The sequence below is a fragment of the Trinickia sp. genome (assembly GCF_057351765.1).
Genome location: NZ_JBMRBK010000071.1, coordinates 35,768 through 49,174, shown reverse-complemented (window position 1 = coordinate 49,174; position 13,407 = coordinate 35,768). Strand labels below are relative to the sequence as shown.

The following is a 13,407-nucleotide window of genomic DNA, read 5'->3' as shown; positions in this document are numbered from 1 at the left end:
AATGCGAAGGGCGCGGCCGCGGTAATCCGCATGGCCGCGCCCTTGGTGGTTCATGTGCTCAATCGAGCGGCGCCGAGCGAAGATCCGTCACTTGCTGTGGCGAAATCGCAGAGCCCTTGTTGCCCCACGACTGACGGATGTACGTCACGACGGCTGCGACTTCCTGATTCGTCAGCGCTTGCGCGAACGGCGGCATGCCGTACGGTTTCGGGTTGGCACCCGTGCTCGGCGGATAACCTCCATTCAGCACCATGCGGATCGGATTGACCGCCGACGGCATCTGGATCGATTGGTTGTTCGCGAGCGGCGGGTATGCCGGCGGCTTGCCGAGGCCGTTTGCGGAATGGCAGGTCGCGCATTTGTCGCCGTAGACCTTCTTGCCCAGCTCGAAGAGTTCGCCGCCGAACTTCTCCGACGTCTCGTACTGCATCGTCTCGGGCGCTTCCTTCTTCTGCGGAATGGTCTTCAGATACGTGGCCATCGCACGGACGTCCTCGTCCGACAAGTACTGCAGGCTGTTGTGGACGACCTCTGCCATCGGACCGAACACGGCGCCGCGCTGCGACACGCCGTTCTTGAGCAGATTGGCGATGTCCGTGATGTCCCAGTCGCCGAGGCCCGCTTCCTTGTTCGAGGTGAGCGACGGCGCGTACCAGTTCTGCAGCGGAATCAGACCGCCGGCGAACGCGGCCGAATTGACGGGGCCGCCCATCATGTTGATCGACGTATGGCACATCGAGCAGTGGCCGAGGCCTTCGACGAGATACGCGCCGCGGTTCCATTCGACCGACTTCGTCGGATCGTCCTTGTAGACGCCTTCGCGGAAAAACAGCGTACGCCAGCCGATCAGCAGGTTGCGATTGTTGAACGGGAAGCGCAGTTCATGCGGACGGCTCGGCACGGAGGCCGGCGGCACCGAGCGCAAGTAGGCGTAGATCGCGTCCGAATCCTCGCGCGTCACCTTCGTGTAGCTCGCGAACGGGAAAGCCGGGTAGAGCAGGCTGCCGTCCTTCGAGCGGCCCGTGTGCATGGCGCGATAGAAATCGTCCGACGACCATTTGCCGATACCGTATTGATCGTCCGGGGTGATGTTCGGCGTATAGAGCGTGCCGAACGGCGTAGCCATCGGCAGGCCGCCCGCGAATTGCTGACCGCCGCGTACGGTGTGGCATGCGATGCAATCGCCGGCGCGGGCAAGGTATTCGCCGCGCTTCACGAGCGCAGCCTGGTCGGCCGGCGTGGCTGCCTGGGCCGAGCCGTTGTGCAGGTTATCGCTGCCCGTCCAGAGGACGGAGCCGAGCGCGGCGGCCGTCAGGACGACAGCCGACAGCGCGAACAGTGACTTGCGTTTCATGGGTATGTCTCTCCTCGCGCTTATTGCGGTTCGCTACCGCAGGCAAGCGGAGTCTTCATCGAGCGGGCCGGAGCCGGAACGGGGTTTTTCGGGGCGGGCTGAGTCGAAAGCCACGCGGCGACGGCGTTGACGTCGTCATCGGTCAGGCGCGTCGCGATCTCATGCATGCAATCGGGCGCTTTGGCGTGGCGCGTGCCACTGCGCCAGGCGCCCAGCTGCGCGCTGATGTAGTCCTGGTGCAGTCCGACGAGACCCGGAATCGCCGGCTCCATGCCCGTCAAGCTCTTGCCGTGGCAGGCGGCGCAGGCGGGAATGTTCTTCGAGGCATCGCCGTTGAGCACGATCTCCTTGCCGCGCGCGAGCGTCTCCGGCGACACCGTCGGCTTGGCGGGGGCCGGGTAGGGCGGGCGCTGCTTCGAGAAGTAATCGGCGATCTCGTGCAGGTATTCGTCCGAGAGGTACGTGACGAGGTAGTTCATCGGCGGATACTTGCGCCGGCCCTCGCGGAAATTTTGCAATTGATTGAACAGATACTCGGCCGGCTTGCCCGCGAGGCGCGGGAAGTAGTCGTTATCGGTGCCCTGCCCATGGCTGCCATGGCACGCCGTGCAGCCTTGCACGCGCTGTTCCATCGTATCCGGGGCCTTCGGCTGGGTTTGCGCTTGTGCGCTCGTTGCGACGCCAGCACCACCGATCAGCAAGAGGGCGAGTAGCGGGCGGAAAATGCGTCTGGAAGACACGCGTAACTCCATCGTTATTCGGGGACCTGCCGGACTTCGATCGGCCCGGTGCGGTGCTGCGAGCTGGCCTACAGCTCGAGGCAAATTGTTCGACGAATTGTTCGGCGAATTATTCGGGTTTGCCACACTTGCAGCGGCGACCCGCGGCGTTGCGACGCAGCATTCTATCATCGATGCCTGTCACGAGCTATTTGCCTCAGGCGACGTAAATCCGTCCCGATGCGGCGGCGCGACAATTTGACGCGCATATTCGATGCGCTCCGGGTTGTCCGGCATACACCGTTCGGCCGCGCCAAGGTCCCGTTCCGTTCCCGATATGCACGGCTCGCGTACACTCTCGGCTGCGTCGGACCGGGGCGGCCCACGGATTCCACGGATTCGCGCTTTGCGCGGCATCGTGCGCGCCGGCCGCCACGGTTTTTTCTCGTTAGCCCCTCGTTTGTCCTGCCTGCCGATGAAGCGATCCTTCCCCAATTCCCGTATGACCCGATCCCGCCGTTCCAGTCGAGTTGCCGGCCGGCATCCGCATGTTCCCTTCGCGTTCGTGGAGCGTCAGTCCCGATGAGCGCTTCCGGCCTGCTGATCGGTCAAGTCGCGCTGACCGCGCTCGTTCATGTCGCCTTTGCATTTGCCATCGGTTCGGCGCTTTTCGAGCGATGGCTCGCCGCGGACGGTGCGCTCGCGCGGACCGCGCCGTCGCATGCCGCCTGGCATCGGGCGCGCGCGTCGCTGATGGCCGCCGCGTTCGCGCTCGTGCTGGCGGAGGGCGGCTGGTTGCTGTATGAAGCCGGTGCGATGACGGGCGCGGGCGTAGCGGGCGGCTTGGCGGCTTTGCCGGATGTCGTCGGCACGACCCATGTCGGACATGCCTGGTGCGTTGCATTCGCCGGCGCCGCCTGGCTGCTCATGGCGGCGCTCCTGTCTCGCGGCGGGCGCTTCGGGGCGGGGATGTTCTGGCTCGGCGCGCTCGCCAGCGCGGCCGGCACGGCTGCGATCGGGCATGCCGCCGACGCGGGCATACCCTCGCTCGGCTGGGCGATGCAGGCGGTTCACGTGCTGGCGACGGCCGTCTGGGGCGGCGTGGTGCTGGCCGGCGGGCTCGTGGTGCTGCCCGCGCTCGACACGTCGATCACGCGTATCGCGCTGATCCGCCTTGCGGACCGGGTCTCGAACGTATCGCTCGCGGCTTTTTGCGTTGTGCTGATCTCCGGTCTGGTCGGCGCGCAACGTGGGCTGGGAGGCTCGTTTGCGGCCTTGCGCGGGACTGCATGGGGACACGTGCTGACGCTCAAGCTCTCGCTCGTGCTGCTGGCTGTCGTGCTGGGGGCGCTCAATCGTACGTCGGCGTTGCCGCGGCTGCGCCGCAGCGCTTCGACGCTCGACGCGCATACGTTTCGCAACGTTCTACACCTTGAAGCACTGGTGATGGTCGCGATCTTCGTGACTGCGGCGGTGCTTGGGCTGACACCGCCCGGTCATACCTGATAGCGGCGTCGCGGCCTGGGCCGGCGATGACGATAGGCGCGAGGCCGTCATTCGTAGCCGAGGCGATGGCTGAGGATAGGGGCGCCAAACAGTGCGATCGCGCAGCCTGCCATCTTGCCTTCGAGTTCGGCCATTGCGCCCGGCAAGAAGTAAGAGTGCGACAACAGCCCGACGAGCTGCGGCGCGCAGTAAAGCAGCGCCGCGGCGATACCGGCCTTGTCCGCCCATGCAGCTTCCCAGCCGCGGCGCCAGAGCAGCGCCGCGGCCAGAACGCGCAGCACGCCGAACGTCACGAGCGCGCTGACCGCCATCTGTTCCCGGATCAAATAGTCGGGCAGATAGTCATGCATGGCGGTTTCTCCCTGATGTGTCGTTTTGCGGGGAGATACGCAAGAGCCGGGCCAGTCGTTCGCATCGATGGGGCGGCCCACCGCGAAGCCCTGTGCAGCAATGAATCGGGCTGCGACCGGGCGATTGCCCGATCGGCCGAGAGCGCCCGAAACGGCGGGCGTTACGCGCGTGCCGTTACGGGCGTAACGTTGAACGAACGTAACGTTGGGCGAACGTTACGCGGCATCGCGCAGCGCCGTGCGGCGCTTCGCGGTTACCACTCGGCGACGCTGCCATCCTCGTGGCGCCAAACCGGGTTGCGCCAGCGATGTCCGACTTTCGCCATCTCGCGCACCTTCGCCTCGTCGACTTCGACACCGAGTCCGGGCCCTTGCGGGATGGAGACGAAACCGTCCTCGTACTTGAAGACTTCGGGGTTGCGGATGTAATCGAGCAAGTCGTTGCCCTGGTTGTAGTGGATGCCGAGGCTTTGCTCCTGAATGAATGCGTTGTAGCTGACGGCGTCGAGTTGCAGGCACGCCGCCAGCGCGATCGGGCCGAGCGGGCAGTGCAGCGCGATCGCGACGTCATAGGCCTCGGCCATCGTCGCGATCTTGCGGCACTCGCTGATGCCGCCCGCGTGCGAGGCGTCCGGCTGGAGAATGTCGACGTAGCCGCCTTGCAGAATCTGCTTGAAGTCCCAGCGCGAATAGAGCCGCTCGCCGAGCGCGATCGGGGTGTTCGTCTGGTTCACGATGTCGCGCAGCGCTTCGGCGTTTTCCGAGAGCACCGGCTCTTCGATGAACAGGAGCTTGTACGGATCGAGCTCTTTCGCGAGCACCTTCGCCATCGGCTTGTGAATACGACCGTGGAAGTCCACGCCGATGCCCACGTGCGGGCCGACCGCCTCGCGCACGGCCGCCACATTCGCGATGACGCGTTCGACTTTGTCGAAGGTATCGACGATCTGCACTTCCTCCGAGCCGTTCATCTTGAGCGCTTTGAAGCCGCGCTCGACGACCGCGCGCGCGTTGTTCGCCACATCGCTCGGGCGGTCGCCGCCGATCCACGAATACACCTTGATACGGTCTCGCACCTGGCCGCCCAGCAGGGCGTGGACAGGCACGCCATGGTGCTTGCCCTTGATGTCCCAGAGCGCCTGGTCGATGCCTGCGATCGCGCTCATCGAGATGGGGCCGCCGCGGTAAAAGCCGGCGCGATACATCACCTGCCAATGATCTTCGATGGCGAGCGGGTCCTTGCCGATCAGGTAATCGGCCAGTTCCTCGACCGCCGTCTGAACCGTATGCGCGCGACCTTCGACGACCGGCTCGCCCCAGCCGACGATCCCTGCGTCGGTTTCGATCTTCAGAAACAGCCAGCGCGGCGGCACGACGAACGTTTCGAGCTTGGTGATTTTCATGGATCCCTCTCCTCCTTTGACTGTGCAGGGCGGTGGCGGCCTGAATGCCTGAATGACGGACAGCCGGGCGCTGTCCGATCGCGCCGAAAACGGTATCGTACCTCAACTTTGTTTAGAGTAATATTAATAGTACTTTTATAGCGGCGACTTCTTGCCCGGATCGACGGCTTGCGCTTTGCGCAGGCCCCGCGATAATCGCGGTCGACGGCCGTGAATCGCAACGGCCGGCGAAAGCAATTGGAAAGGAGAATCATCATCCAGCGTGATCTGCACGGACGCGTCGCCTACCTGCTGGCGACAGGCATTTTGCGGGGCGACTATGCGCCCGAAACGATCCTGCCGCGCGAGGCGGAGTTGATGAGCTCGTTCGGCGTGAGCCGGACCGTGCTGCGCGAAGCGCTGCGCACGCTGACATCGAAAGGGCTCGTGGAATCGCGGCCGAAAGTCGGTACCCGTGTGCGGCCGCGCCATGCCTGGAATCTGCTCGACGCGGATCTGCTCGATTGGTACTCGCAGGTCGCGCCGCCGCTCAGTTTCGCGTTGAAGCTGCAGGAAATGCGCGAGATGGTCGAGCCTTATGCGGCCGAACTCGCGGCGCGCGCCCATACGAGCGAGACGCTCGTCGCGCTCGAGCGCGCCCATGCCGCGATGGTGTCGGCGCGGACCGTCGACGAATGGGTACGCGCCGACCTCGGTTTTCATCTCGGCATTCTGGCCGCCTGCAGCAACGAGCTGCTGATGCCGCTCGGACCGCTGATCGGTCGCACGCTCGAAGCGCAACTGCTGCTCAATGCGAAACGCGCGGAGGTGTTCAACGCGTCGCTTGACGAGCATTCGGCGGTGTTCGATGCGATCCGGCAGCGCGACGCCGATGGGGCGCGGCGGGCCATGGCCGAGTTGCTGGGCACGACGCGCCGGCGCATCGAGGGCTGAAGCCTCCCTCGGCACTTCGCCGGTGCGCGTGCCGGTTATGTGTGGAATGGGCGTTGCTTGTATACGAGCAAGCCGTCGCGAAGACGAGCGAGTATGGACAACCCATCCAGGAGGACATCATGCCACTACGCAAAGGCACGTCCCGCGAAGACGTTTCGAAGAACGTCAAGACCGAAATGAAGCACGGCAAACCGCAAAAGCAAGCTGTGGCCATCGCACTGAATCAGGCGCGCAAGCACGGCGCCAAGATTCCGAAGAAGAGCGAGAAGTAAGGCGCCGACAGTCCATGTCGCCATGGGCGCCAGGGCGCGAACGGCATTATCGAGTGCGCCCTGGACGGTTGCCCCGCTCCGGACGTTGCACCGCCCCGACGATCGGCCTATAAACGCACTGTTCGCATGTGGGCGGACCGTGCGCGCTCGTCGCGCGCAAAAACAACGAAGGAGACACGTCCCGCCATGGATTACGTCATCGGCATCGATATCGGCACGCAAAGTACGAAAGCTGTCCTCGTCGACGCGAGCGGCGCCATCGTCGCGCAGCATGCGCACGGCTACCGGCCCGACACGCCGCGACCGCTGTGGGCCGAACAATGGCCCGACGTCTGGTTCGACGCAGCGGTGCTTTGCATCGCGGCCTGCACGCGCGAGGCGCGCACGAAGGGCATCGCGGCAAGCGACATCAAAGCGCTGGCGATCAGCAGCCTGTACGGCGGGTCGGGCATCCCCGTCGATGATGAATTTCGCCCGCTTCATCCTTGCCTGATCTGGATGGACCGGCGCGCGACCGATCAAGTGGAATGGGTACGCCGCCATGTCGATGTCGAGCGTTTGCGGGCCATCACCGGTAACGGTGTCGACAGCTATTACGGCTTTACCAAAATGCTGTGGCTGCGAGAGCACAAGCCCGATGTCTGGAACCAGACCCGCTACTTTCTTCCTCCCAATGCTTATATCGCCTACCGGCTCACCGGCGAGCTCGCCGTCGATCACAGCTCGGCCGGCAACATCGGCGGCGTCTACGATGTCGCGCGCCGTAGCTGGTCGGACGAAGCGCTCGCCATGCTGGGCATTCCCGCTGCGCTGATGCCCCAGCGGCTCGTCGAATCGTCGGAAGCGGTGGGCGGCTTGTTGGCGTCATGGGCCGCCGAGCTCGGGCTCGCGGCGGGCATGCCGATCGTTGCCGGCGGCGTCGATGCGGCCATCGCCACGCTGGCGGCCGGTGTCACGCGGGCCGGCCAGCATGTTGCGATGATCGGCACAAGCATGTGTTGGGGCTATATCAACCAGACCGTCGATGCACGACATGGCCTGGTCAGCATGCCGTACGTGCTCAATGGCCGGCGCGATCTCTACATCTTCGGCGGGGCCAGCTGCGCGGGGGCTTGCGTGAGCTGGTATCGCGATCAGTTCTGCCAGGCCGAGGTCGAGGCGGCGCGCGCGCTCCCGCACGGCGACCCACACCAACTGCTCGAAACCGCCGCCGCTGAAGTGCCGGCCGGCTGCGAGGGCGTGATGTTTCTGCCTTATCTGATGGGCGAGCGCAGTCCGATCTGGGACCCGCAGGCGAGCGGTGCATTCGTCGGCCTCAACCTCGTCCATACGCGCGCGCACCTCTACCGTGCCGTGCTGGAGGGCGTGGCGTTCGCGCTGCAGCACAACATCGACGCGGGACGGCGGGGCGCGCAGTCGCTCGACGAGCGGCTCATCGTCGTGGGCGGGGCCGCGCATTCGAATCTGTGGATGCAGATCATCGCCGACGTGACGGGCTATCCGGTCTACACGATCGAACAGGAAGTCGAGGCCGCCATTGGGGCGGCGCTGCTTGCGGCGCTCGGTACCGGAATCGTGACCGAAGAGGCCGCCGCACGCGGCTGGGTGACGCTGCGGGAGCACGCACGGCCCGACGCCGGCAGACGCGCGATCTACGCGCAACGGTTCGACGTCTACAAGGCGCTCTACCCCGCGCTGCGCGAATCGATGCACGCGTTGCGGACAGATCAGACAGGCTTGTAGAGATAATCATCACAAGCACTTGTCACGATCGTATCGCCTGATATAGGATGGTTGCCAATCTGCGCTCACGCCGCGTTGTGTGGCGCACCATTCAGGCATCTTTCCATGTCAGAAGCTACATCCCAGGCGGTGGTCGCGCTGCGTGGCGCTGCGCCGCCTCATCCGTTGCGTAATGCGGGCGTGTCGTTCGATGCCGCATGGTTCGATACGCTGCGCGTCAATCAATCGGCCGTCGTGCGCCGCACGGCGACGCTCGGCACTCGCCGCTCGGTCAAGAAGGACGCCCAGGCGGCATGGCTGTTGAAGGCCGTGACCTGCATCGATCTGACGACGCTCGCCGGCGACGATACGGAGGCGCGCGTGCGGCGTCTGGCCGCCAAGGCGCGTCGGCCGATTCGCGACGACCTCCTCGAGGCGCTCGGCATGGGCGACGCGCGGCTGACAACCGGCGCCGTGTGCGTCTATCACCGCTTCGTCGCGGCCGCGGTCGACGCGCTGGCGGGCAGCGGCATTCCCGTTGCGGCCGTGTCGACGGGCTTTCCGGCCGGCCTGATCCCGCATCCGCTCAAGCTCAAGGAAATCGAAGCGTCGGTGGCCGACGGCGCGGCGGAGATCGACATCGTCGTGACGCGTGAACACGTGCTGACCGGCAACTGGCGCGCGCTTTACGACGAAGTGCGCGAGTTTCGCGCCGCATGCGGGGCGGCCCACTTGAAGGCGATTTTGGCGACGGGCGACATCCGCACGCTGTCGAACGTGGCGAAGGCTTCGATGGTCTGCATGATGGCCGGCGCGGACTTCATCAAGACGTCGACGGGCAAGGAAGGCGTGAACGCCACGCTCGACGTTTCGCTCGTGATGACGCGCATGATCCGCGAGTACGGGGAGCGAACGGGCTTCGCCATCGGCTTCAAGCCGGCAGGTGGGGTCTCCACGGCCAAATCGGCACTTGCGTATCAAATTCTGATGAAGGAAGAACTCGGCCGCCCCTGGCTCGAACCCGCGCTGTTTCGCATCGGCGCGTCGAGCCTGCTGGCCGATATCGAGCGGCAGCTCGAACACCACGTCAGCGGCCGCTATTCCGCTTTCAACCGACACCCTCTAGCCTGACCGAGCGCACTGCGATGAGCGTAGCCGAGTACTTTGCTTCGATGGATTACGGTCCCGCACCCGAGGACGATCAGCCGGCGCGTGCGTGGCTTGCCGCACACGAGGGCCGGTTCGGACATTTCATCGGGGGCGCGTGGCGCGCGCCGTCGGCCGGCGAGACATTCGATGTGCTGGCGCCGGCGAGCGGCGAAACGCTTGCGCGCGTGGCCCAGGGCGATGCGGCCGATGTCGATGCGGCCGTCGCGGCCGCTCGCGCTGCACAGCCGGGCTGGCAAGCGCTGGGCGGCGCGGGCCGCGCGCGCCACCTCTACGCACTTGCACGGATGGTGCAGCGCGAGAGCCGTCTCTTTGCCGTGCTCGAAGCGCTCGACAACGGCAAGCCGATTCGCGAGACGCGCGATATCGACGTGCCGCTCGTCGCACGCCACTTCCTGCATCACGCGGGCTGGGCTCAGTTGCAAGACAGCGAATTCGCGGGTTTCACGCCGCTTGGCGTGATCGGCCAGATCGTGCCGTGGAACTTCCCGCTTTTGATGCTCGCGTGGAAGATCGCACCGGCCATCGCGCTCGGTAATTGCGTTGTGCTGAAACCGGCCGAATACACGCCGCTGACGGCGCTGCTGTTCGCGGAGCTGGCCCGGCGCGCCGGTCTGCCCGATGGCGTGCTCAATGTGGTCACGGGCGACGGGCGCACGGGTGCCGCCCTCGTCGAGCATGGCGACGTCGACAAGATCGCCTTCACGGGCTCGACCGAAGTCGGCCGACTCATTCGCGCTGCCACGGCGGGCTCCGGCAAGTCGCTGACGCTCGAACTCGGCGGCAAATCGCCGTTCATCGTTTTCGACGATGCGGACCTCGACGGTGCCGTCGAGGGCGTTGTCGACGCCATCTGGTTCAATCAGGGGCAAGTCTGCTGCGCGGGTTCGCGGCTGCTCGTTCAAGAAGGCATCGAGCGGCGTTTCATCGACAAGCTCAAGCGCCGCATGGCGACGCTACGGATCGGCCCGTCGCTCGACAAGGGCATCGATATGGGCGCGATCGTCGACAGCGTGCAGCTCGCGCGCATCGAGGCGCTTGTCGAAACGGGCCGGCGTGAAGGCTGCACGATCTGGCAGCCGCGAGAAGTCGAGTTGCCGGCGCGCGGCGTCTTTTATGCGCCGACGCTGGTGACCGGCGTCGCACCCGCATCGACGCTCGCGCAGGAGGAAATCTTCGGCCCCGTCTTGACGGTCATGAGCTTTCGCACGCCGGACGAAGCCGTCGAGCTCGCGAACAACTCGCGCTATGGGCTGGCCGCGAGCGTCTGGAGCGAAACGATCGGCCGCGCGCTCGACATCGCGCCGCGTCTTGCCTGTGGCGTGGTGTGGGTCAATGCGACGAATCTCTTCGATGCGGCCGTCGGGTTCGGCGGTTATCGCGAATCGGGCTATGGGCGCGAGGGCGGCAAAGAGGGCATCTACGAGTATTTGAAGCCGCCCGGCTGGAGCGGATTGCCATTGCGCGCCGAATCCGCACCGCGCGCGACATCGCCGGCCGGGGTCGTCGGCCAGCGCGACGACACCATTGCGCGCATCGACCGCACGGCCAAGCTGTATATCGGCGGCAAGCAGGTTCGGCCCGACAGCGGCTACTCGCGCGAGGTTCACGCGCCCGACGGTACCTTCGTCGGCGAAGTCGGCGACGGCAACCGCAAGGACATCCGCGATGCGGTAGCGGCGGCGCGTAGCGCGGACAAGTGGTCGCAAACGAGCGCGCATGGCCGGGCCCAGGTGCTCTACTATCTCGCGGAGAACCTTGCCGTGCGGGCCGAGGAGTTCGCCCAGCAACTCGTGCGCCGCACTGGAGCAGCGCGGCAGGATGCGTCGCGCGAAGTCGAGACATCGATCGCGCGTCTTTTCACCTACGCCGCGTGGGCCGACAAATTCGACGGTGCCGTACATGCACCGCCGCTGCGCGGCGTGGCGTTGGCGATGCATGAGCCGCTCGGGGTGATCGGCATAGCGTGTCCCGACGAAGCGCCGCTGGCGGCGTTTGTCTCGCTCGTGGCACCGGCGCTTGCGCTCGGCAATCGCGTCGTCGTGCTGCCGAGCGAGGCTTGCCCGCTGATGGCGACGGACTTCTATCAGGTCGTCGAAACGTCGGACGTGCCGGCCGGCGCGCTGAACATCGTCACGGGCGCGCGCGCGGCACTGTTGCCCGCGCTGGCCAAGCACGACGACGTCGACGCGCTCTGGTGCTTCGGGCCGGCTGCCGATTCGACGCTCGTCGAGCGCGAATCGGTCGGCAACCTGAAACGGACATTTGTCGACTACGGACGGCAAATCGACTGGTTCGATGCGATGAATGAGGGTTTGCCGTTCTTGCGCCAGGCTGTGCAAGTCAAGAACATTTGGATACCTTACGGCGATTGATTCGCGGCGGCGCGCTCGACGCGCGGGCAATACAATGCCGATGCCTCGCATCGTCAGGCGATAGGAGACAGGAGACAAGATGCTGAAGAATCTGAACCCGCTGTTGAACCCCGATGTTCTTTACGCGCTGAGCGCAATGGGGCACGGCGACGAAGTCGTGATCTGCGACGCCAATTTCCCCGCGGATTCAGTGGCTCGCGATACGAAGCTGGGCCGCCTGCTGCGCATGGATGGCGCCGATTCGGCGCAAGCCGTGCGCGCGGTGCTGTCGATCTTGCCGCTCGACACGTACGTCGAGGCGCCCGCGATGCGCATGGAAGTCGTCGGCGATCCGCAGGCGCTGCCGGCCGTGCAGCGCGAGGCGCAAGCGGAGGTCGACGCCGCCGAGGGGCGCAGCGTGCCGTTCGCGTCCATCGAGCGTCACGCTTTTTATGCCCGCGCGCGCAAGGCCTATTGCGTCATTGCGACGGGCGAGCTGCGCGGCTATGGCTGCTTCGTTTTCGCCAAGGGCGTGATTCTCGCGCCGGATGCCCCGAAGGTAATCCCCTCCGGGGATGCCCCGAAGGCAATCCCCTCCGGGGATGCGACCAAGGCAGCATGATGGGCGGGCGCGTCGTCATCCTCGGCATCTATGTGACGGACCTCGCGTTCCGGGCGTCACGCATGCCGCTCATCGGCGAGACGATTGCCGGCTCGACGTTTGCAATGGGTCCGGGCGGCAAAGGCTCGAACCAGGCGGTCGCCGCCGCGCGCGCCGGTGCCGAGGTCGTGTTTTGCACGCGGTTGGGCAACGACGCGTTCGGCGACATCGCGCGCGCGACCTGGCAGGCGGAGGGGATCGTGGCGCGCGCCACGAGTGTCGAGGGCATGGCGACGGGCGCGGCGCACATCTTCGTCGAAGAGGGAACGGGCCACAATGCGATCATCGTCGCGGCCGGCGCGGCCGGCACGATGGATGCCGGCGATGCGGACGCGATCGAAACCGATATCGCTTCGGCTCAGGTCTTCGTGACCCAGCTCGAGCAGCCGGTGGCAGCCGCCCGTCGCGGCCTCGAGATCGCGCGCCGCCATGGCGTGACCACGGTGCTCAATCCGGCTCCGGCGCTGCCGCTGCCCGACGATATCTTCGCGCTGTGCGACTATGTCACGCCGAACGAGACCGAGGCCGCCACGCTGACCGGCATCGAAGTGCGTTCGCGCGACGATGCGCGCAAGGCGGCCGATGCGCTGCTCGCGAAGGGTGCGGGTGCGGTCATCGTGACGCTTGGCGAGGCCGGCGCGCTCATGCACTCGCATGCGCGCTCGGTCTTCGTGCCGGCGTTCCGATGCGGACCCGTCATCGAGACGGCCGGTGCCGGCGATGGCTTCACGGGCGGCTTCGCGGCCGCGCTTGCACGCGGCGACGATCCGGTCGAGGCGATACGCTTCGGCTGTGCGCTCGCCGGTATTTCGGTCACGCGCCCGGGCACGGCGCCGTCGATGCCGCGACTCGCGGAAATCGAGTCGCTGCTCGGTGCGGCTGCGGCCGCGGGCTGAGGCGGAGCGCGACGCGCACATCGCGTGAAACAGGTTTCGCGCGGCAAACGCGAACGGTCCGAGCAAAAGA

General features: G+C 65.9%; 12 protein-coding genes. 8 read left to right on the top strand and 4 right to left on the bottom strand.

The features are described 5' to 3' along the window. Window positions 1–58: 58 nt before the first annotated feature. Window positions 59–1,354: a c-type cytochrome gene (locus tag ACO1XS_RS19230; protein WP_331569527.1), complete on the bottom strand. Its 1,296-nt coding sequence runs from the start codon at window positions 1,352–1,354 to the stop codon at window positions 59–61. A 20-nt stretch (window positions 1,355–1,374) separates the two neighbouring features. Next, on the bottom strand, window positions 1,375–2,106 hold the full coding sequence (locus ACO1XS_RS19225) for a c-type cytochrome (protein WP_331569525.1): 732 nt from the start codon (window positions 2,104–2,106) through the stop codon (window positions 1,375–1,377). A gap of 549 nt (window positions 2,107–2,655) precedes the next feature. Between ACO1XS_RS19225 and ACO1XS_RS19220 the strand changes: the two genes are divergently transcribed. Then, complete coding sequence (locus ACO1XS_RS19220) at window positions 2,656–3,579, top strand: CopD family protein (RefSeq protein ID WP_331569523.1); 924 nt, start codon at window positions 2,656–2,658, stop codon at window positions 3,577–3,579. Window positions 3,580–3,626: 47 nt separating this feature from the next. Here the strand turns inward: ACO1XS_RS19220 and ACO1XS_RS19215 are convergent, their stop codons facing one another. Together ACO1XS_RS19215 and dgoD are read right to left on the bottom strand one after the other, a co-directional pair. After that, the gene (locus ACO1XS_RS19215) at window positions 3,627–3,929 is read right to left on the bottom strand and encodes a hypothetical protein (protein ID WP_331569521.1); all 303 of its coding nucleotides are present in this window, start codon (window positions 3,927–3,929) and stop codon (window positions 3,627–3,629) included. 254 nt (window positions 3,930–4,183) lie between these two features. Further along, window positions 4,184–5,332, bottom strand: coding sequence for a galactonate dehydratase (gene dgoD, locus ACO1XS_RS19210; protein ID WP_486391434.1), 1,149 nt, complete (start codon window positions 5,330–5,332; stop codon window positions 4,184–4,186). Between the two features lie 252 nt (window positions 5,333–5,584). On the opposite strand from dgoD, the gene ACO1XS_RS19205 reads away from it, so the two are divergent. From ACO1XS_RS19205 to rbsK, 7 genes are all read left to right on the top strand, one after another. Then, a complete protein-coding gene (locus tag ACO1XS_RS19205) occupies window positions 5,585–6,265 on the top strand; it encodes a FadR/GntR family transcriptional regulator (protein WP_331569667.1) in 681 nt (226 codons plus the stop codon). A gap of 119 nt (window positions 6,266–6,384) precedes the next feature. Next, window positions 6,385–6,537, top strand: a complete 153-nt coding sequence (locus ACO1XS_RS19200) for a DUF6496 domain-containing protein (RefSeq protein ID WP_331569517.1) — start codon at window positions 6,385–6,387, stop codon at window positions 6,535–6,537. A 186-nt stretch (window positions 6,538–6,723) separates the two neighbouring features. After that, on the top strand, window positions 6,724–8,280 hold the full coding sequence (locus tag ACO1XS_RS19195; RefSeq protein WP_331569515.1) for an FGGY-family carbohydrate kinase: 1,557 nt from the start codon (window positions 6,724–6,726) through the stop codon (window positions 8,278–8,280). Between the two features lie 105 nt (window positions 8,281–8,385). Continuing rightward, window positions 8,386–9,390 (top strand): deoxyribose-phosphate aldolase, encoded by a 1,005-nt coding sequence (deoC, locus tag ACO1XS_RS19190; RefSeq protein WP_331569513.1) that lies wholly within the window; start codon window positions 8,386–8,388, stop codon window positions 9,388–9,390. A gap of 14 nt (window positions 9,391–9,404) precedes the next feature. After that, a complete protein-coding gene (locus ACO1XS_RS19185; protein WP_331569512.1) occupies window positions 9,405–11,801 on the top strand; it encodes an aldehyde dehydrogenase family protein in 2,397 nt (798 codons plus the stop codon). A 79-nt stretch (window positions 11,802–11,880) separates the two neighbouring features. Beyond that, entirely contained in the window at window positions 11,881–12,402 is a 522-nt protein-coding gene (locus tag ACO1XS_RS19180) for an RbsD/FucU family protein (protein WP_331569510.1), read from the top strand. Then, complete coding sequence (gene rbsK, locus ACO1XS_RS19175; protein ID WP_331569665.1) at window positions 12,402–13,337, top strand: ribokinase; 936 nt, start codon at window positions 12,402–12,404, stop codon at window positions 13,335–13,337. Before ACO1XS_RS19180 ends, rbsK begins: the two co-directional genes overlap by 1 nt. Window positions 13,338–13,407 lie beyond the last annotated feature (70 nt).